This window comes from Marivita sp., assembly GCF_965656765.1.
In the GTDB taxonomy this organism is placed as follows: Bacteria; Pseudomonadota; Alphaproteobacteria; order Rhodobacterales; family Rhodobacteraceae; genus Marivita.
In genome coordinates this window covers 1-20929 of the sequence record NZ_CBFHLV010000059.1, presented here as the reverse complement: position 1 = coordinate 20929, position 20929 = coordinate 1, and the positions used below count along the sequence as shown (strand labels likewise).

Here is a 20929-nt window from a genome sequence, read left to right as displayed (position 1 = left end):
TTGCCAGCTCCTGCAACGATATAATCGTCATTTGTATTGGTCGCGTTGTCGTTGGCATCGACCAGATCGCCTTCGGGGTCGCCAGTATAGGTTGCATTAATCAAATCTGCGCCAGCGGTGCCTTCGACGATGAAATCGCGCGCATCGGGGATGCCAAGGGCGACCAGTTCGTCAGCCGTATCGACTTCGCTGGCCAAGATGCCAACCAGCGTGATGCTTTCCCCGCCCGGGAAGGTCAGGATCGCGTCGCCGGTGCCGTCGCCATTGGTGTCCGTGACCACCACGTCGCCAGCATGCACCGGCGTGGTGCCGCCATCTGATGTCAGGCCAGACACATCCAACTGGTCGTTGCCGGTGAACGTGCCGTCACCATTGTCGGTCGGGGCTTCAAAGCCAGAGACTGTATCGTTGCCGTGACCGTCTGAAAAGACCACAGTATCGTTTTCGCCATCCCCGGTGCCAGTGCCGGTGTCGAGTGCAAACGTATCGCTCCCGGTGCCACCAACAACAGTATCCGCTCCGGCGCCGGTCGTGACATTGTCATCTCCGGTAGAGCCAAGAATACTGTCATCGCCAGACCCAAGCGCTATTGCCTCGACTTCAGAGAAGGTCGAAACCTCAATTTCGGGCGCCGTGAACGAGGAGTACATCTGGCTCCCGTTGAAGCTTGTCGAACCTGTGGGCGTGCCTGATAGCACAGGCTCGCCTCCTGCAGCATCGGAGACGAACAGATAAGAAAACGCCGGAACCCCGGTGGACCCCGCGATCGTCGCGGAGGTCAGCCAGCCGACGTTAAAGGTGTTGCCGTTTGCGTCTGTGTAGGTCGATTGACCCGGTGCGCCGATCCCGTTGCCGGTTGTGGGCAAGCCATCCAGGTCCTCGGCAAAGACTTGGTCGGCGTCGTTGTTTTGGCTGTCGTTCAGGAGTGTGTCACCGTCTGAAACGAGGACGTAGTGCCAAGTGCCACTGGTAAAGTCGATGGCACCGTCTGGATAGATGCCGGAACTGCTGATCGACCCGGGGTCATCGGGCGCAAAGACCCGGACGTAATGCATACCCGCTGGCGGTGTGGCAAAGCCTGATTGCAGAGTGCCGCTTTCACTATCGGCACTGTTACCAGCAGTCAGATCGAGCGTTATGTTTCGGGTCACACCACTGGCGTCGATGGTGTCGAAATCGACCCCGGATGTGACAGCCTCGCCACCGATGATGGTGTCGTTGCCGAACGCGTTCTCGATCAGGAAGGTATCGGCGTCCGCGCCACCATCCATCAGGTCTTCGCGCACGCCGCCCGCGATCGTGTCGTTGCCGTCATCGCCATAGATCGTATCGTCCGACAAACTGCCGCCAGTGTCGGTGATCAGGTCGTCGCCCGCATCGCCGTGAATGACGTCCGTACGATTGCCACCGTCGATGCTGTCATTGCCCGAGCCACCGAAGATGGTGTCCGTACCGTCGCCGCCCAGAATGGTGTCGTCGCCGAACTGGCCAAGGATCGAGTCGGACCCGGCGCCGCCGTCGATGCTATCATTCAGCCCTTCGGCACCGTAGTTCACCGTCTGGTTCGGCGCCCCTTCGATCAGCTCGAGCCAGTAGCCGTCGCTGTCCCGAAGCACCCAGTTATGCTCTTCAAAGGTCGGCTGGACAAAGGTGTCGCCAGCCTGGATTGTCGCATACTGTTGGGGGGTTCCTGTCCCGTCGATCCACCAGAGTTCAATTGGACCATCGGCGCTGTTGATGATTGTCAGGTTGGTGGAAGCACCTCCGCCCGCAGCATAGTCCTCGATCGTGTACCACTGGCCGTCGCCCAGAATGATGTCACTGTCATTTCCGCCAAACAACGTATCGTTGCCTTGGCCACCTTGCAGATCGTTGTTCCCGTCGCCGCCCAGGATCTCGTCGGCACCAGAGTTGCCGCTAAAGGTGTCGGCCCCGTCACCACCGTAGACGACATCATTACCGTCGCCACCGTAGACAATGTCATCTCCTGCCCCGTCAACAATCGTGTCTTGGCCTGTGCCGCCATAAACGACGTCATTGCCGGCACCAGCAAGGACCGAGTCATTTCCAGAGCCCGCGACGACTTCGTCAGCGCCGCCGCCTGCGTCGATGGTATCGTCGCCAACTCCGCCCATCATGTCGTCGTCGCCATCGCCTCCGTTGATCACATCGGCATCGCCGGCCACAGCCTCGACAGCTTCGAACATCTGCACATTGTCGAGCGATGCGCCAATTCCGCTCGCATCACCCAGCCCCGCAAAGGTCAGAGTGTTGGAGCCGTCGCCGGACCCGCCGATCATGTGGAATTCATAGCTGCGCCAGTTGCCGTCGACCGCGTCAATGGTGCCCACTACATCGCCGTTCCAGATCACCTGCAACTGGTTGTCGAGCGTGGTGCCGTCGTCGATGTCGGACAGGTCGGCGGCGTCGAAGCTCAGGACATAGACCTGTCCGTCCGCCACGCCTGCGACGCTCTGGCTGATGCTGCTGTTCTGGCCGGGATTTGCTTCGAGGTCGGCCCAGTTCGTCCCATCGGTCGCGTTCAGCCCGCCGCGCCCATCGTTGTGGAACTCGACCGCAAAGCCATTGTCGTCGGTCCAACCTGGTGCGGCGCCTGCGCTGGTGAAGCCATACACGGTCGCCGTCATCCCGGTCGTGTCCTCGAAGGACCCGTTGACGATCAGGTTCGGTCCCGTCGTCGTGAAATCGTCGCCCGAAATGGTGTCGTTGCCGAACTCGGCATTGATCGTGTCGCGGCCGGCACCGCCAAAGGCAACATTGTCGCCCTGTCCGGTCGAGATCCGGTCGTCGCCGCCTTCGCCATGAACGGTGTCATTGCCGTCCTGCGCCCAGATCGTGTCGTTGCCATCGCCTGCGCGCACGGAATCGCCGTCGCCTTGCCCTACGGCATCGCCATTATCGATCCAATCCCCATCGGCGTCGTAGTAAAATTGTCCAATTTCGTCATTGCCCGAAGTGCCGTCAACCACGCCGTCCATGTTTTGCTGAACAACAGCCTCGATCTCGGAGAATTGAAGCGATGTGCCATCATTGAAGGTGACGGTGCCGCTTTCGGCAGTGGTGTAGTTGACCGAAGAGACAAAGCGCGCGTCGACATACAGCGTGTCGTTGTCGTCCCCGCCTTCGCCGCCAACAATCGTGTCGCCTGCGTTGCCCCAGATTTGGTCGGCATCGTCACCGCCGTCGATGCTGTCGGCCCCTTCGCCACCCGTCAGGACGTCATAGCCGATGCCGCCCGTGATCGTGTCGCTGCCAAGGTCGCCGACAATACGGTCATTATCCGCGCCGCCTTGCATATTGTCGTCACCAGCGCCGCCGTCGATCCAGTCGTCGCCGGTGCCGCCCACGAGCAAGTCGTTGCCGCCATAGCCAAAGAACAGGTCATTGCCGTCATCCCCGTAGATCGAATCGTTGGCGTCGTCTTCCCAGCCACCTTCCAGCTGGTCGTCACCAGTGCCGCCATAGATCAGGTCGGCCCCGGCACCGCCATAGACGCTGTCTGCACCGGAATCACCGTAAAGCGAGTCATCGCCGCCTTCGCCAAGTAGACGGTCGTCGCCATCCCAGCCCACGAGCAAGTCGTTGCCGACGCCGCCATAGCCAAGGTCGTTGCCAGCGCCACCGTACAGTTTATCAGCGCCGCCATTGCCGAAAAGCGTATCGTTACCTTCGTTGCCTTGCAGTAATTCATCGCCGGAATTGCCATCGAGAAGATCGTCATCTGTCGAACCAGCAAGGAAGTCCTGTCCCTGAGAGCCCTCGATGCTGGTGAAATAATCCAGCAGCGTCGAGCCGCCGAAATTCGCGTCTGTTCCGGTCACCCCGGCTTCGCCCACGGTGAAAGTGGTCACCCCGTCCGTGATCGAAAGGATACCGGACAACTGATCGACCATAACCTGGAAGGCAGGACCCAAATCCGAAAAATCCAGCGTATGGCCAGTTGAAGACTCGCTGATGCTCGCCCAGAAACTGCCAGAGTTCCAGTTCAGCGTTGTAACTGTATAGGTGGCCATTCCTACGCTCCCGTGACGTGTTGCGCGTTAGATCTGTGAAACGGCGGTCGCGCTTCGAACTTTAGGGAATAGAAGTGCTGGCCAGATGCGCTGTGGTCAGGAAACACCATATATTTCGACAAGACAGACGCTCCTGGTCACTTTTTACTGGTCGGATACAAGCGCTCTGATGGTCGGAAACAGTGACCGCGCACCTCGTCCAAAGACGGGTAATAGTCGGAAAATACGGCGACATTTCTTTGCCACTTGGGCGGCCATGTGACGTTTGCCATCCCGCGTTGGCAACAATACTCACCCAGGCCATGATTGTTTCAATTGCGGCACCAAAGGGCAGGCCAATTGTGCATGGGTGTCAGACAGATACGGGCAGGTATAAAGTGGGTTGAACAGTGTCGGAACTCTTGAGGTTGGCTGTTGTGTTATCGTTGTCCACGGTAGTGTCGCGGGTCCGGGCCGGACGTTTTGCGGCCTATGACCGGATCTGGAATTCGCTGCAAAGGGCGACGCTTTTTTCTTCAACCCTTCTTTGGTGCGCTGAAGTAGGGCGGTCGTGGGCCTGTGTTGGAACTGTGCTTGGCAGTTGCGGCATGGCCCGAAGGCAATAGTTTCTCGACAGATCTGAACTCCCATTCGCTTGATGGGGGCCTGCTCCTGACGGCTAGATCGACCTAGTGTGCCGAGCGGTGCAAAATGGCTGGACCGGCATGTAGCTTCGTGATGCACTGGTCGAGATGGCAACGCGGCAGGCCGCATAAACACAAGGCAGCGACCATGATAAACCTACGTGTTCCCTTTTTTCGTCCGCTTTTGCGTCGCGCTTTGACGACTGGGATCACTTTGGCCTGGGCGCTTTTCGAACTGTCCCTCGGAAACCCCGGCTGGGCGCTGCTATTTGGCGCTGTGGGCGCTTATTGCGCCTATGAATTCTTCGTGGTCTTCGATCCCGAAAACTACCAGGACAAAAACGATGGATGAACTGCTGTGCGAATGGCGTTTTGTTGCGACCCCCGAGGTCGAATGGATCATGGATTGGGAGGGCTAAGCGTTCTCATTGCCTTTTGGGCAGGCCTATACCCGGTCTTGATCCGGTTCTGTAACGGCTTGTGTAGATACAAGAATGGTCGCATCTTTGCCCAATGTCTTACATGCTGGAAAATAGGGCTCGCATGAGCCGTCAACATTGGACTGCCGCGCTGGCTATAGGGGCCGTGGCAGTGTTTTTGGCGGCACTGGTTGTCGTATTTCCGGCGTTGGAACGTGTTTATCTCAATCAGCTTGGCACACGAGAGGCATCTACCCTGACGCTTGCCGTCGAAGGCTTGAACGGATCACTGCGCCGGTTTGAGGCGCTGCCTGGTTTGATCGCCGAACGACCGGATTTGGTTCGCGCATTGCGCACGCCCTCTGAACAAGGCGTCATTGACCGCGTGAACGAAAACTTGCAACGCACAGCCGACGAGGTGGGCCTGTCAGACATCTTTTTGATCGACCCAAGTGGGTTGACCATCGCAGCCAGCAATCATTGGAAAGACCTGTCTTTCGTCGGACAGAACTTTGCCTTTCGCCCCTATTTCACGAGCGCTTTGTCCGGATATCAAGGCCGGTTCTTTGCGCTTGGGACCACTTCGGGCGAACGTGGCTATTTCTTTGCCGAAGCGGTGCGTGACGGGGCCGAGATTGTTGGTGTTCTGGCGGTCAAATTCACAGTCGATGCTTTTGAAGAGGCCTGGCGTGACGGGCCGAACGACATCATTGTTCTAGATGATGCCGGCGTCATCTTTATGGCCAGCCGCCCAGAATGGCATTTCCGTTCTCTCGACGCTTTGACGCCGGATGCGCGTGCCGCCATCGAAGATACCAAGAAATACCCGATGGATGAGCTTCAACAGCTGAATACAGATCAACAACCGTTCAATGCGCGCTTTGATCAACTGTCGATCACTGATGCCACGGGAACTACAGAGCGGTTTATCGTCCAAAGCCAGATGATCCCCGATGCGGGTTGGCAGGTGTCACTGCTCACCCCGGCGGACCCGGCGTGGCGCGGGGCTGCTGGGACATTTGTTTTGACCGCTCTGTTGCTCTTGCTGGCGGGCTTGATTGCAACGGTGGTGATACAGCGTCGCATTCAGTTGCAGGAACGGATCGCAGCGGCGCTGTCGATGCAGGAAGAACTGGAACATCGAGTGACGCAACGTACGGCTGAATTGAAAAAGGCCAACATCCACATCATGCAAGAAGTCGAGGAACGTCGCGCCGCCGAAACGTTGCTGCGGCAAACCCAGACCGAACTGATCCAAGCGGGCAAGTTGGCGGCTTTGGGACAGATGGCGGCGGCGCTCAGCCATGAATTCAATCAACCTTTGGCGGCGGTCAAATCATTTGCCCGCAACGCCTCGGCTTATCTGGACCGGGATGAGCCTGAAAAAGTCCGGCAAAATGTCGGTATGATTGACGACATGGTCGATCGGCTTGCTGCTATCTCGACCCATCTGCGCAATTTTGCCCGACGCCCCGGCGAAAAGACTGAACCCATCCTGCTGAACCGGGCGATTGACAGCGCTTTGGCGATTGTTGAACCCAAGATGCGCGCGGCGGGGTGCCGGGTTGATCGGCACGACGCTGAAGATGCGCTTTGGGTGCTGGGCGGACAGGTGCGCCTTCAGCAAGTTTTCGTCAACCTGCTCAGTAATGCGGTGGATGCGATGTCAGATCAGTCGGATCCGGTTGTCGATCTTGCGATTACAGCGGACGATGCAAAAGCCGTCGTCCAAGTTCGGGATCGCGGCACCGGCATGACCGACGATGAAATCGCGCAGCTTTTCGATCCGTTCTTCACCACCAAAGAGCCGGGCAAAGGCATGGGGTTGGGTCTGTCCATCTCATACAACATCGTGCGCGACTTTGGTGGAAAGCTTGAGGGACGCAATCACGCAGAGGGTGGGGCGGTGTTCTCAGTCACCCTGTCGCGGGCGCAGGCTGCTGTGGCGGCTGCAGAATGACTGAAGCTGGCCCGATCCTGTTTGTCGATGACGAAGAGCCGCTGCGGATTGCAGCGCAGCAAACGCTGGAATTGGCAGACCTTGGCTGTCTCTGTTTTGATCGAGCCGCGTCCGCTTTAGACCACCTTACGCCAGATTTCCCCGGCATCGTGGTCAGCGATATTCGAATGCCTGGGATGGATGGCACTGCACTGCTTCGCGCCGCGCTACAGAAAGATCCGGAAGTGCCGGTGATCCTTGTGACGGGGCATGGTGACCTTGAACTTGCTGTATCGATGATGCGCGAGGGTGCGTATGACTTTATCGAAAAGCCCTATGCGCCGGAACGGCTTGTGGATGCAGTGCGCCGCGCGCTGGCGATGCGGCGTCTGACCATAGAGAACCGTCAACTGCGGTCTCAGGTGGCTCCGTTGATCGGCTCCAAGGATGGCTTGCGCGGGTTCAGCCGCGAAATGGAAACAGTGCGCAAACAGATCACTGCGGTTGCGGCCAGCGATGCAGATGTGCTGATCGTTGGCGATACCGGCACCGGCAAGGGTTTGGCTGCGCAAGCGCTACACGCGGCCAGTGCACGCGCGGACAGACCGTTTGTAGCCATCAACTGCGCCGCCCTACCAGCCGACATGATCGAAAGTGAACTCTTCGGCCACGAAGCCGGCGCCTTCGCCGGGGCCACACGGGCCCGAGCCGGTAAGTTCGAACATGCCCGCAGAGGCACCGTGTTTCTAGACGAGATCGACAGCCTTCCGCTGGCGTTGCAGGCAAAGCTGCTGCACGCGGTAGAAACAAGGTCGATCAACCGGCTTGGATCACATGACCGGATCGACCTTGATGTCCGATTTATTGCCGCCTCGAAATCCGATCTCGAAGCTGCGGCAGCGCAAGGTACATTTCGAGGCGATCTGCTTTATCGGCTGAACGTCGTGACAATCCGCATGCCACCGCTGGCGGCGCGGCGCGAAGACATCCCGATGCTGTTCCTGACCTTCGTAGGTCAGATGGCCGACCGCTATGGGCAGCCTGTGCCGCAAGTTCCGGGTGCTGTGTTGGATGCGATCGCCGCACGAAACTGGCCTGGCAATGCCCGCGAACTCAGGAACGCGGCAGAGCGGTATGTGCTGGGATTGCCAGACGGATCCGAACAGGTAATCGCCGCGCCGGGCACCTTGTCCGAACGGGTGGCAGAACACGAACGTGCTCTGGTTGCTGCTAGTCTGGCTGCCAATGCAGGGCGGCTCAAAGACACGTACGAGGCGTTGGGAATCTCGCGAAAAGCGCTTTACGAAAAGATGCAGCGCTACGGTTTGGACCGCGAGTCTTTCGTCGAACCCGACACCTGAGAACAGTCAGCAAACCGTGGAACGTCATTCATGTGTCGCTTTCCGCCCATGAATGACCACGTTTGTCACCATTTCCACCCACCGTGGCGAGAAATCTGACTTTCCGCGAAATGTTGGCGTTAATAGAGCTAGGCGTTCCGCGCTTTTGCATGGTTCGTAGCCTGCAACCCGGCGGGGAGACACGGACCGGGTGTTACCAGAAATATATGCGTTCGGGAGGAACCAATGCAGAAAATCACAGCAATCACCTTTGCCGTCGCCTGTGCCGTTACGGGCCAGGCCAATGCCGAAAGCCACGCAGATCGTAGTGACTGGCCAGAGAGCTTTACCGTCGGCACCGCGTCGCAGGGCGGCACCTATTTCGCCTACGGCTCAGGCTGGGCCAACCTTGTTGCAGAAGAACTGGACGTGTCCGGTGGTGGCGAAGTCACCGGTGGCCCGATGCAGAACATGGCGCTGGTCCACACCGGTGACGCGCAGTTCGGCATGACCACGATGGGTCCGGCAGCAGAATCGCTCGGCGGCACAAACCCCATCGCACCGGGTCTTCAGATGACCAATGCCTGCGCGATGTTCCCGATGTATCAGACACCATTCTCGGTCACGGCGTTGTCTTCCTCTGGCATCACGTCGATTTCGGAAATCCCAGACGGTGCGCGCATCGGCTTTGGCCCCGCCGGTTCGACATCTGACACCTACTTCCCGCGCATGATGGAAGAACTGGGCGTCAACTTTGAGCGTCGCAACGGCGGCTGGTCCGACCTTGGCGGCCAACTTCAGGATGGTCTGCTGGACGTGATCGCATTCGCAGCCGGTGTTCCGGTTCCGGCTGTGTCACAGCTCGAAGTCCAGACCGACGTGAACATCATCGAATTCACCGAAGAAGAGCAGGCGACGATTCAGGCGGCCTTCCCGGTGTCTAACTTCGAAATCGCAGCTGACAGCTATACAACACTAGAAGCACCGGCACGGTCTGTATCGATGTGGAACTTTGCGATTGCAAACTGCGATCTGCCGGCAAGCTTTGTGAACGCAGCGGTTGACGTTGTCATGTCCGACAACGAGCGTATGGTGAATATCCACCGTGCGGCCCGGTCCACTCTGCCCGAAAACTGGGACAAGAACGGCGTTCTCAAGTGGCACCCCGGTGCGGCTCAGTGGTTCAAGGATAACGCAGGTGCAGATATCCCTGACGACATGATCCACGGCATGTAAAACGACCAGAGCGGCGCAGCTTGAATTGCGCCGCTCTATTCTGATGCTTCACGCACACGTCGCGTATCGCGTGTGATCGAAATCAGCTATTACTCAAGACATAAAGCGCCGACGCACGCTGCAAGGCGGCTTTGCCAGGGAGGTGGCAATGGTTCAGGAGTCAACACAGGCCGACGAGGCTGTGATCGCAGAAGGCGTCGATGAAGAGCCTGTAGAGGGCAATCGCCGATTGTTCACCGGTTGGCGGATGCAGATTGTTGCAGGCTTTGCCGCGTTTTATGCGCTTTTCCACATGGCAGCACTGAATGGTGTGTCGATCTCGGCCTACACGGGGATTGATCTGCCATTTTTGCCGCAATTCCCGATGGAAACATGGAATTTCCGTATCGTTCACATCGCAGGTGCATTGGCGTTGGGTTTTGTCGTCTACAACGCGATGTTGTTCTCGGACAAAGACGATGCGACCAAAAGCGGCCCGTGGGACAAGATTGCGTATGTGCTTATTTTGCCTGCGCTGTTCGCGTTTGGAACCAGCCTTTGGTTCGCGCGCACGGTCGCATCCGGCACATTGCCCGAGATGGGTGGCCTTACGACATGGCCTGCCTTTGCTGGCACTCCAATCTACACCCAAGAGGTCTGGTATTTTGGTGTTCCACTTTTGGTGGCGACATTCGGAGGGATCATCCTTGGGTGGTTCGAGAGAGCGCCGCGTGATCAGTTTCGGGTATCGGATATCCTGCTGGGCATCTGTGGTATCGCTGTCGCGGCCTATCTTATCGCCATCTATGGCACCGCGGCACGTAACTCTGTCGGTACGCCGTTTGTGCCCATCGGGGTGGCCTTTGCCGCAACTGCAGGGTCTGCGATGATCCTTGAACTGACGCGGCGCGTTGCTGGTCTGGCGCTGGTCATCATTACTGGTGTGTTTCTTGTCTACACTTTCACTGCGCACTTACTGCCTGGTATCCTCGCCGTGCAAAGTGCCTATAGCTGGCAGCGGTTCTTTGGCCACGTTTATTCGGATGCTGGTATCCTCGGGCCGACAACAGCAGTTTCATCCACCTATATCATCCTTTTCATCATCTTTGCGGCTTTCCTTCAGGCGTCAAAGGTGGGCGACTATTTCGTGAACTTCGCCTTTGCCGCCGCAGGGCGGGCGCGAGGTGGCCCGGCCAAGGTTGCGATTTTCGCATCTGGCTTGATGGGCATGATCAACGGGACATCCGCCGGCAACGTGGTTGCCACCGGGTCTTTGACCATCCCGCTCATGAAGAAAGTCGGCTATCGCCCAACCACCGCAGGAGCGGTGGAAGCGGCGGCCTCTACCGGTGGACAAATCATGCCGCCGATCATGGGGGCAGGGGCTTTTATCATGGCCGAGATCACTGGCATCCCCTATCAGGACATTGCCATCGCGGCGATCATCCCGGCGGTGCTGTACTTTGTTTCGGTCTACTTCATGGTCGATTTCGAAGCGGCCAAATTGGGCATGCGCGGCATGCGCGAGGATGAACTACCCAAGTTCAACAAGCTGGTCCGTCAGGTCTATCTGTTCGTGCCAATCATAATCCTGATTGCAGCGCTTTTCATGGGGTATTCGGTGATCCGTGCGGGTACCTTGGCGACGATGGCGGCAGCCGTGGTCTCGTGGTTGACGCCGCACAAGATGGGCCTTCGGTCAATCATCAAAGCGTTCGAATTGGCAGGGATTATGTCGATCCAGATCATCGCGGTTTGTGCGTGTGCTGGCATCATCGTTGGTGTGATCTCTCTCACTGGCGTAGGCGCGCGGTTCTCGGCTGTGTTGCTTGACCTTGCTGGTGTGAGCCAGCTGCTCGCGCTGTTCTTTGCGATGTGTATTGCGATCCTTTTGGGGATGGGCATGCCGACAACTGCGGCCTACGCAGTGGCGGCTTCGGTCGTGGCGCCGGGTCTGGTTCAGCTTGGTATCCCGCAGCTTACGGCGCACTTCTTTGTGTTCTACTTTGCCGTTCTGTCGGCGATCACGCCACCCGTGGCCTTGGCCAGTTATGCTGCGGCCGGCATTTCGGGGGCGAACCCGATGGAGACCAGCGTTGTCAGCTTCAAGATTGGGATCGCGGCCTTCATCGTACCGTTCATGTTCTTCTACAACAGCGCCTTGCTGATGGAAGGCACGTGGTACGAAGTTGGCCGTGCAGGTGTTACTGCCGTGTTTGGTGTGTTCTTGCTGTCTGGCGGTGTGCAGGGCTGGTTCCTTGGTCAGCGGTCAGCATGGTTTATCCGGCTGGGTCTGCTGCTTGCGGCGCTCTTCATGATCGAAGGCGGGCTTATAACCGATCTGATCGGCATTGGGGCCGCTGTTGGGGCATGGCTGGTTCAGAAGCTGTTCCATCCCGACCCGAACGCGCCAATCCCTGTCCGTGGAGCAGATTAACAAATCGGAAAGGCCGGGCAGAGTGTCCGGCCTTTTTCTTTTGGGTTTGTCGGGTGGCGGTCGCTTGGGGAAAACACGTCCCACAGCGATCAATTCGCGTGGAGCGTCTCTCGCGCGTCGCTGCGTGCGTTACCCGATAATGACCGCGTCCAGTATCGTTTTGGATTCCGAGATCGACAACGCACCCCAGCGTTTCTAAGCCATGGGTCACGTTGAGGCTGTCGCGTTCATTCTAGACTGCAATCTTACGCGTAACGTTAGGCGCGGTTTTCATCATTATTCTAGCAGTTTACCAGGCTTTGCGATGGTATCACGTTGTGTAAGTTTAATGCGGCGAAGCCTAGGCGGGGGCTTGTACGGCTGTTGCATCGTTTTTTAGGATCAACGCCAAACCAATCACAATGAACCAAGCAATTGCGCCAAGGCCAAAAACGGCACCAGCGACATCACCCAGCGGTGGCAGTATCGTCAGCAACCCACCCAGCCCGGTCAGTAGCCCAAGACCGAAAACGATTTTACCAAACGCATGGTGCAACCATCCGGCGACGCTGACACACAGGATCCAGACCCCTCCGGCAATTTCATTCCCGCCACCAAGACCAACCTCTACCGCGTGCAAGGTTTCCCAAGCCCTCACTGCCGCAGGAAAATCGACTTGCGCAAGTAAGACTGCACGTTCAGTGGCCACATTGGCGATCATTCCGGCACCCAAGACCAGTGTTGTCCAGATTGTGCCAAAGGTCAGAGTGATAGTGCTCCATTCCGCCGAGGCCTTTTTCAACCGTGCCGCTAGTGCGACAACCAACACTACAAGTGCGAGCGCGTTCACGATGTAGATGACGGTGTTCCATGTGATCATCACCGCTTGATTGGTTTGGCTGAATCGAACTACCGCTGCCCCGTCGATGTTGTTCGTTCCGAAGCCCAATGGGGCCAGCAGAGTGAGAAGCAGGACAAAGCCGAAAATGTATGTGGCTGCGCAAATCAGGGCGGCGATTCCGCCAACATGCCCGAGGTTCATGGTCTTTCCCTTTCCGCATGGGGGTCGAGCGTACGTATTGTTTGGTTACGCCAAGGCTGCTTTCAAAGTGATCTTTGAGGTGATGTGTGCCGTGCTGTGCGCCAACCATGTCGTGAGCGATTGCGCTCAAAAAGAAGCGGGCAGGTCCACTGATGCGGCGCGGAGTGACCAGTGGAAGAAGGCGAAGGGCTAGACGTCGAAAAACGTCTGGAAGAAACACGATACGGCTGGGTTTCCCGAGGCAGGTGAATGCGAGTTCAGCCAGTTCTTTTTGTGTGACTATATCAGGTCCACCGATGTCGCACCACTTAGACCCAGCTTCAATGGCGTCAGCAGTTGCCAGGGCAAGATCAGCCCCGTGAATCGGGTTGATCCGCTTGCTGCCATCTCCAAACAGCCAAACCCTTCCGGCCTTTGCCATTTTTAGAAAATCGCCCATGTCCGAGAAATAGCCGGTTGGCGCGATAACAGTGGTTGCAAGCGAACTGTTCTGAAGCTCATTTACAAAGGCAGATTTCGCGGCAACCAAAGGCACATGCGCCATCTCGGCGGCGCGCAGGACATGGATGTAGGCAAAACGCCCGACACCCGCCCGTTCCGCCTCGTGCAGCAGATTAACGTTGGCCTGATAGTCGACGTCCCAATATCCTAGCCCATCGGCCTGCCTGGTAATCCCCAGGCAGGAGATCACCAGATCAGCCCCAGCCATGAGCCCTTCGAGCGTGGCGGGCTGGGTTGCTTGCGCCTCGATCAGTTGATCGGCCGAGATGCGTTGGGCACGGGACGTCTTGCGCACAAGAGCGATCACATACCAGCCACGGCGCTGGTATTCGGCGCAAATGAAGCGACCAAGGTAACCGGTCGCTCCAGCAATAAAAACACGTTTCATGGCTTGGTGCCTTTCGTTGGTGAGCTTGAGGTCAGTGTTTGTCTGAGTGGATTGAGGAAATGCCAAACCGGCTTGGGTGGGGCTGACTTTGGTGTGACCCCGGTTCGTCCAAGTCATCAAGAATGTGAGTAGGGGCATTGCGCTGTCCAGGCCGCTCTGAATGAGCAGCACCGGTAAGGAGTTCATAGAGTGCGCAAAACCGCCGAGCACGCAGGTGAATGATATCAGTCATCTCAACCCACGACCCGATGGCCACGACCACGCAAACATTCCACAACAATGGCATCACGCCGTTCGCTTGCGTTCACCGCACCGGCAACACCTCCAGCAAGACCACCCGCAATGGCACCACCCAATGCGTCGCCATCATCGGCTTCACCAAGTGCGGCACCGGCGCCAGCACCAAGAACAGCGGCCCCGAGCGTTTCCTGATCGAACTGGTTTTGATTGCGCGCTAGGGCCTGACAGGCGGCCAAATCAGCTTGGTAAGAAGGTGTTGGCGCGCCATCGAGGATTGGTTGGTAATTTGCGCCTCTATCGGCACAAGCCGTCATCAGAACCAACCCGGCTGCGGATATAATTATTGGTGTTTTCATTGTCTGACCTTTCTCGTTTCAGTGTCGAGAAAGCAGATAGCCAGTCACGGCTTATAGCGGCATGACCGCAGGCATCATTAAATTGACACTTCGTAACAAGATTTGGTCACATGGCCTTATTAAGGTAAGCGGTCGGGCTTAACCCAGTCCACCGTTTGAACGCGCGAACGAAAGAGGACGCTTCGGAAAACCCCAGAAGATAGGCTGTCTCGTTTACCGTAACCTTTTGACTGCCAAGATATTCTACCGCCATGCGCTGGCGGAGGTCGTCATGGATTTCAGCAAAGGTCACGCTTTCTTCCTTAAGCCTGCGATAAAGGGTTTGACGGCTCATCCCGATGTCCTTTGCTACCCGATCCATCGAGATTGTTCCTTCATGCAATTTGGGAAGGATCTGAGATTCAATCTGTGCTCGGATCGACGTATCGGCCCGAAAATCCTCGAGCAGCTTGTCTGCATGGCGGGTGAAGATGCCAAAGACGTATGTGTTTCCAGGCTTGAACTGGGTTTCTGGGCTGTCCCAGACCAGGTCAATCTGCAGTGCATTGCGGCTGGCGTTGAACTGCACGGGTACGCGGAAAAGCTCTGGGTATTGATCCACGTGAGGCGGCGGAGGGTAGGTGACTTCCAGCCCGATTTCGAAAGTTGCTGCCGGGAAAGACCTACGGAATTCGCTTATGAAACGGGCGAGCGACGCCTCAACTCCCAAATACGCTTCACGCGGCACAAACAGATGATCGACGATCCAAAGACCTGCATCCGTATGTTGCAATTCAAACCGGTCTGCGCCTGAGGGAAGGTTCACATCGGCCATTAGGTGCAGGTAGCGGTTCAATTGTTCGATCGAGTGACGAAGCGACGCCGACGTGTGTACGATTTGTCCGACAACAGATATGGTTTCAAGCCGCGATTCTAAAGTGTGACGTAGCAACAAGGCGGTGTCACCGGTTTGCGCTATCGCCGCGCCGATCAGTGACTGATACGCAGCGACAGCAACTCGGTTGTCCTGATCCGACAGATCATCTTCGGCCAGTCCGCTATCGGCCAGTAGCGCCGGACGGTCCGCACCGTTGTCGCAAGCATAATCCGCAAAAGCGGCGGCAAAGCCCGCTGCCATAGTCTGCTCAGTCAAGGTTTGTGCCCTATTACCGTCTCATCTGGATCAGATTACATCCGGTTTTTGGATTTCAATCAACTAACGCCGGGCAAATGGTGCTTTGCGCGGTGTCTCCACCTCCGGCGGTTTAGGGCAACGCTGCAGACAACAGCGAATTGGTTAGGACCTGTTGATAGCGGCACGCCTTTATGTCGCCGAGGCCCTAAACCACGACCACATTGCCACGCTTGCGGCCTGTTTCGACGTAACGATGCGCTTCTACGAGATCGGTGAGAGGGTAAGTCCGGTCGATCACAGGTGAGAAATGTTCATTTGCCATAAGTAAAAGGATTTCTGAAAGTTCTTCGCGATGAACCTCGGGCTTTGCCATTCCGGCTGCCGCAAACTTGGCCCTTTTACGTCCTGACCAAGCTGTCCAGATGACGTAACGTAGCAAAGCAAAGCCCAGCGCTGGGCAGATATATTGGCCACCTTTCATCAATGCTGGTTTTGCCGCAGCGAAAGAGGAAACCCCGAGTGTGTCAAAGATGACGTCATAAGCGGAGCCCTGTTTGAGGGGATCTTCTGATGTATAGTCAACAACGTGATCCGCCCCAAGAGACCGCAGCAGGTCTGCATTGCGCGCACTGGCAGATGCTGTGACGTTTGCTCCCAAAGCTTTTGCAAACTGAATAGCCGCAGTTCCCAGGCTCCCCGACCCACCTAGGACGAGGATCTTCTCATCTGGCTGAACGTCGGCTAGCCGGGTCAGGAAGTGCCAGGATGTCATGGCCCCATCAAAAAGCGTGGCAGCTTCTTCGTAAGTGACTGTTTCCGGCTTAGTCAGTAGGCTTCCGTTTTCATCGATGCAGATGTGCGATGCGTTGGCACCAAATTGCAAACTTGCCTCACCGAACACGGCGTCGCCAATATGAAATTGCGTCACGTTCTTTCCGACCGCGACGACATCGCCGGAAAAGCACGTTCCCGCCAGTCCGGCACGAGGACGTGAAAGGCCTAGAAAAAGCCTTGCAAACTTGGGCTGCCCGGCGCGCATCATACCATCCGCCCGAGAAACAGCCGAGGCGCGGATGCGCACAAGAACCTGCTGCGCGGTCGGCGTCGGCAGGGGGCGCGATACAGGGGTGAGTACGTCGGGCCCACCATAGCGGTTGATGTGCCATGCGTTGAAAGTCGCTTTCATAGTGATCTCCATTCTTTGACTGCGGACGGAGATACCGGATGTATTTTGATCCATTAATTGTCTAATATGAACCGCAATGGTTCAAAATTGACACTTAGATCATGGATTGGAAATCACTCCCTGCCTTTCTTGCTGTTGCCCGGTCCGGGTCGCTTCGCGCTGGCGCAGAACAGATTGACGGGACACATGCAACTTTGCGGCGCCAAATCGAAGGGCTGGAAGCACAACTGGGCACAACGCTCTTTCGCAGGGCTGCAGGTGGGCTGACGCTCACGGCCGCGGGCCGGCGTTTGTTGCCACAGGCCATCGAGGCAGAAGCAGCACTGCTGAAGGGTTTCAGTGCTGTGAAAGGGCTGGACCGCGAAGCATCAGGGCGCATTCGTTTGTCAGCCGATCCGATGACGGCGAACTATCTGCTGGCCCCGGTTCTGGCGGATTTTGCGGTGCTTTATCCCGAAATCGAGATCGAGCTGAAGCTTTCGTATTTCCTCGACTCGATCGCAAAGGACGAGACCGATGTCTCGATCCGTCATGTTCTGGCGGTCGAGGAAGACGCCGTCGGGCGGAAACTGTTTCCGCTGTCCTTGGGGGTATTCGCAGCACGCAGGTACATTGATGCAGAGCTTCCAAACGCGGGTGCAAAAGGAAAGGGCCTCACCTGGATCGGCTATGGAGAGGTGCCTGAAATGCAAGCGATGATTGCAGCCACGCAATTCCCAAATGCGCACGTTCGGCACATGGTGGCCGACCCCCAGATGCATTTACACTTGGCTCGTGCCGGGGCGGGAATGACGTTCTTGCCCAATTGGGTTCCCAGCGTCTTTCCGGAAATGCAGCGCGTGCCCGGCACGCAACTGGATCAACGCCGCTCGACCTGGATCCTTTTACATGGTGGGCTGCGGCGTGTCCGGCGCGCGCGGCTTTTGGTTGACTACCTCAGTTCCGCCCTTTTGGAGCGGCGCGCAGAGTTCATCGGTCAATGACACGCGCCGCACCTTGGTAAACAGGCATCACACGGGCTGTGGTTGGGTTTGGGCCATCCAAAGGAGCCCGAACAAAAGCAACGCAGAAGATGTGACGCATGCGATTGTCCGCACCGAGTTCCAGAAGGTCCATTGGGGAACATAGGTCTGAAGCCAGTAATCGTGGGTCGTGCCGGATGACATCTCCATGCCTGCCAGTGCTTCATTCATCGGAACGTTGAAAAAGACTGTGACGCCGAAACATCCGATAAGGTAAACGAGCCCTGCCATAAGGATCAGAGTTCCGGCCGTGCCCGATAGGCCAAATGCGCCATAGCCTGCAATGATCAGTGAAACGGCGGCCATTCCCAGAAACATCGCCATAAAAACCCAGCGAAAGACCTCTCGGTTGATGACCTGCATAGCTTCGACGCCACCATGCCCCCCTGTCAGTGAAAGAGAACGCATGATGAAATCAGAGAAGGCGAGGAAAACGCCTCCTACAAGGGCATAGGCGAGAATTGCGAATTGGAAGAGGAAGAAGATCGTTGTTGGCATTGTCTGAATTCCTGATGAAGATTGTGCGGCAGGAGCCAGATACGCCTCCTGCCTTTCAATTTGAGGGGATCACGCGGCGGCAGACCAAGCGCCTGCAGCCATCGCTGTTTGTGCGAATTCTGAGAAATCGCGCGGCTTGCGCCCCAAAGCACGTTCGACACCGTCAGCTGTGTGGGCATTACGACCGTCCAGCGTTTCGCGAGCGATCTGGGTAAAGACGTCAGCTACAAATTCACCGCCAGAGGCCGCGACATTGGCATGGAAATCTTCAAAAGTGATCGGGATGTGTTGGATGGGGCGGCCTAGCATTGTGGACAGCACGTCGGCCATTTCAGCAAATGTCATCAGGCGCGGACCGGTCACTTCGTAGCGTTCGCCGATGTGCCCCTCTTCGGTCAGGGCCGCGACGACCACATCCGCGATATCGTCAATATCGATGATCGGCTCGGGCATATCGCCGCCCGGCATCGGCAAAATACCACCCAAAATCGGGTCGCGCAGGTAGCCTTCGCTGAAGTTCTGCGCAAACCATGCGGCCCGCACGATTGTGAACGGGATGCCGGAGTTGCGGACGATCTCTTCGCCCATCGTTGCGAAATGCTCACCCCGACCAGACAGCAGCACGATATGCCCTAGTCCGCTTTCCAAGGCGACTTTGGTGAAGGCTTCGAGTTTTTCCACCGCACCCGGAAACGCAAGGTCTGGAAAATAGGTGACATAAGCCTTTGTGACGCCATGCAGAACAGGTGCCCAGGTGGCTGGATCGTCCCAATCGAAAGGCGTCTCTGACCGTCGTGCACCGCGTCGCACAGCAACGCCTTTGGCTTCGAGTTTGGTGACGACGCGAGCGCCAGTTTTGCCAGTTGCCCCGACAACGAGAATAGGGTGTTCAGTCATTTTCAGTCTCCTTGGTTTCAGTTGATGACCAAGGTTTAGAAGGACGAATGCCAGCTGGTATTGACCGCGAATGCCAGCGTTTTGACATCTGCTGCCAACCTGTATTCGGCTAAAGCCTCCCTAAGTCGCAAAAAAGTTGCGGCGCTGGGTTACCCAACGCCGCTCGTTTCCGTCGCAATGTGTTTTTCTATATTTATTTTGTTTCGTAGAGTGTGAATTGCATGTCCGCGGCTTCTTCGCGAAGAGGCTTGCAGGCTGTGTATTCGGGTGAGGTGAACCATGTTTTGGCTGTGGCAACATCCGGGAAACGGACCATGGCGACGGATTGCCTTTCGTCGTCCCCGACCAACGCGCTGATCTTCTTTCCCATGGCGACAAATTCACCCCCATGAGCGAGAACGGTTGGGCCGGCGGCAGCAGCGTAGGCATCCATTTTCTCGGCGTTTCTTGCGTCAAAGCGTGCAACGATAAGTGCGGTCATCTTCTTTCTCCTTGGGTTAAGTTGACGACCAAGGTGTAGAAGAACTGAGGCGTCCCGGTATTGACCGCGATTGCCAGGGTATTGACACTTGCTGCCAATACCAAAGTTCGAGCTAGCCTTACTTTAGTGTTCTCCGATAGGCCGCTGGCGTCACACCCATCCATCGTTTGAAGGCGCGGTTGAAGGCGCTTTGTTCGGAATATCCGGTGAGGAACGCAATCTCGGATAGCGCGTAGCGTTCTTCCTGAAGCATCGCGGTGGCGATTTCTCGACGTGTTTCTTCGGTCAGGGTCTGGAAGCTGAGCCCTTGTTCCGAGAGCCTCCGGTGAAACGACCGGGCGCTCAGACCCAAGCGGCGCGCGATATCTCCCATCTTGGGCAAGCCCTCGCTGAGTGCGCGTGCGATCTCGCCTTTGGTCTGTGTCTGCAACGCTGGTGCATCGTCGACCTGTGCAAGCTCCTGATCCAAATGGGACACTAGGAATTGGGTAATCCCTTCGTCGCCAAGGATATTGGGCTCTGACAGAGACTGATGAGACAGGAGCATCGCATCCTTTTCGGCGCCAAAATGTACGGGGCAGCCGAAAAAAGCTTCGTGGTGTTCGACTGTTTTAGGCGCCGCATGTTGGAAATAGACTTCGAGCGGTGCAAACGGCCGTGGCGACACTTGCCGACTGAGCGATACGCTGCTTGCTGATGTGGCCTCGATCGAGATGCGCATTCCAAGCCGCCGGGGGCCGTCCCGGCGCTGCACATACAGCATTCCTCGGGTCGTTTCCTGCAGTTCGTATTGTGTAACACTGGTCCACAGGCGCCAATACCTGACGACCCGAGAGAACGATCCAAGAAGATTGGGCGCGGCCTTCCATGCGAGGCCAAGGGCCCCGTATTCATCGGGCCGCATCGCGGCACCGACGACCAATGGCAAAGGCGTGATGTCCATCTGCTCGGCCATGAGTTCGATCATCCCGTAGTAGTCATCGTCATCAAGCATTTGCTTGGGGTCCCAAGGACCGTCCACATCCAGCCCGACTGACGCAAGGACGGCGCTTGCGTCCACGTCATTGCCTATGGCGCCAACAACCTTTCGAGCAAAGAGTGATGTGACTTGACCCATAGGCTTAGGATAGGCAGATCAAGCGCCTGAACCAGACCGGGTTTACCGGAGAGCCAAAAGCTCGGAAGGTAAGCTATGGAAAAGGGAAACCCTGGGAACCG

Annotated in this window: 15 protein-coding genes and 1 pseudogene; 6 read left to right on the top strand and 10 right to left on the bottom strand. The window is 57.1% G+C overall.

All coding sequences use genetic code 11. The features are described 5' to 3' along the window. Positions 1–4034: pseudogene (locus ACTG4M_RS14030) on the bottom strand (hypothetical protein); the annotation flags it as partial. A gap of 771 nt (positions 4035–4805) precedes the next feature. On the opposite strand from ACTG4M_RS14030, the gene ACTG4M_RS14025 reads away from it, so the two are divergent. The 5 genes from ACTG4M_RS14025 to ACTG4M_RS14005 all read left to right on the top strand — a co-directional run bounded on the left by ACTG4M_RS14025 (position 4806) and on the right by ACTG4M_RS14005 (position 12007). Then, positions 4806–5009, top strand: coding sequence for a hypothetical protein (locus ACTG4M_RS14025; RefSeq protein ID WP_439124291.1), 204 nt, complete (start codon positions 4806–4808; stop codon positions 5007–5009). Between the two features lie 191 nt (positions 5010–5200). Next, on the top strand, positions 5201–7036 hold the full coding sequence (locus tag ACTG4M_RS14020; protein WP_439124290.1) for a sensor histidine kinase: 1836 nt from the start codon (positions 5201–5203) through the stop codon (positions 7034–7036). Further along, positions 7033–8376: a sigma-54-dependent transcriptional regulator gene (locus ACTG4M_RS14015; RefSeq protein ID WP_439124289.1), complete on the top strand. Its 1344-nt coding sequence runs from the start codon at positions 7033–7035 to the stop codon at positions 8374–8376. Before ACTG4M_RS14020 ends, ACTG4M_RS14015 begins: the two co-directional genes overlap by 4 nt. Positions 8377–8601: 225 nt before the next feature. After that, the gene (locus ACTG4M_RS14010; protein WP_439124288.1) at positions 8602–9591 is read left to right on the top strand and encodes a TAXI family TRAP transporter solute-binding subunit; all 990 of its coding nucleotides are present in this window, start codon (positions 8602–8604) and stop codon (positions 9589–9591) included. A gap of 148 nt (positions 9592–9739) precedes the next feature. Then, complete coding sequence (locus ACTG4M_RS14005) at positions 9740–12007, top strand: TRAP transporter permease (RefSeq protein WP_439124287.1); 2268 nt, start codon at positions 9740–9742, stop codon at positions 12005–12007. Between the two features lie 340 nt (positions 12008–12347). Here ACTG4M_RS14005 and ACTG4M_RS14000 read toward each other — a convergent pair whose 3' ends face one another. The 5 genes from ACTG4M_RS14000 to ACTG4M_RS13980 form a co-directional block, all read right to left on the bottom strand. Next, positions 12348–12707, bottom strand: coding sequence for a hypothetical protein (locus ACTG4M_RS14000; protein WP_439124286.1), 360 nt, complete (start codon positions 12705–12707; stop codon positions 12348–12350). After that, on the bottom strand, positions 12685–13917 hold the full coding sequence (locus ACTG4M_RS13995; protein ID WP_439124285.1) for an SDR family oxidoreductase: 1233 nt from the start codon (positions 13915–13917) through the stop codon (positions 12685–12687). The genes ACTG4M_RS14000 and ACTG4M_RS13995 overlap by 23 nt, the downstream gene beginning before the upstream one ends. 233 nt (positions 13918–14150) lie before the next feature. Continuing rightward, on the bottom strand, positions 14151–14513 hold the full coding sequence (locus ACTG4M_RS13990; RefSeq protein WP_439124284.1) for a glycine zipper family protein: 363 nt from the start codon (positions 14511–14513) through the stop codon (positions 14151–14153). A 106-nt stretch (positions 14514–14619) separates the two neighbouring features. Then, a complete protein-coding gene (locus ACTG4M_RS13985) occupies positions 14620–15645 on the bottom strand; it encodes an AraC family transcriptional regulator (RefSeq protein WP_439124283.1) in 1026 nt (341 codons plus the stop codon). A gap of 187 nt (positions 15646–15832) precedes the next feature. After that, positions 15833–16813, bottom strand: coding sequence for an NAD(P)-dependent alcohol dehydrogenase (locus tag ACTG4M_RS13980; protein ID WP_439124282.1), 981 nt, complete (start codon positions 16811–16813; stop codon positions 15833–15835). Between the two features lie 101 nt (positions 16814–16914). On the opposite strand from ACTG4M_RS13980, the gene ACTG4M_RS13975 reads away from it, so the two are divergent. Continuing rightward, positions 16915–17796, top strand: a complete 882-nt coding sequence (locus ACTG4M_RS13975) for a LysR family transcriptional regulator (protein ID WP_439124281.1) — start codon at positions 16915–16917, stop codon at positions 17794–17796. A 27-nt stretch (positions 17797–17823) separates the two neighbouring features. Here ACTG4M_RS13975 and ACTG4M_RS13970 read toward each other — a convergent pair whose 3' ends face one another. The 4 genes from ACTG4M_RS13970 to ACTG4M_RS13955 all read right to left on the bottom strand — a co-directional run bounded on the left by ACTG4M_RS13970 (position 17824) and on the right by ACTG4M_RS13955 (position 20771). Beyond that, on the bottom strand, positions 17824–18333 hold the full coding sequence (locus ACTG4M_RS13970) for an anthrone oxygenase family protein (protein WP_439124280.1): 510 nt from the start codon (positions 18331–18333) through the stop codon (positions 17824–17826). 69 nt (positions 18334–18402) lie between these two features. Continuing rightward, positions 18403–19230, bottom strand: a complete 828-nt coding sequence (locus tag ACTG4M_RS13965; RefSeq protein ID WP_439124279.1) for an NmrA family NAD(P)-binding protein — start codon at positions 19228–19230, stop codon at positions 18403–18405. 193 nt (positions 19231–19423) lie between these two features. Beyond that, entirely contained in the window at positions 19424–19711 is a 288-nt protein-coding gene (locus tag ACTG4M_RS13960; protein WP_439124278.1) for a DUF1330 domain-containing protein, read from the bottom strand. A gap of 118 nt (positions 19712–19829) precedes the next feature. Beyond that, positions 19830–20771 carry an AraC family transcriptional regulator gene (locus ACTG4M_RS13955; protein WP_439124277.1) on the bottom strand — a complete coding sequence of 314 codons (942 nt, stop codon included), beginning with the start codon at positions 20769–20771 and terminating at the stop codon, positions 19830–19832. Between the last annotated feature and the right edge of the window lie 158 nt (positions 20772–20929).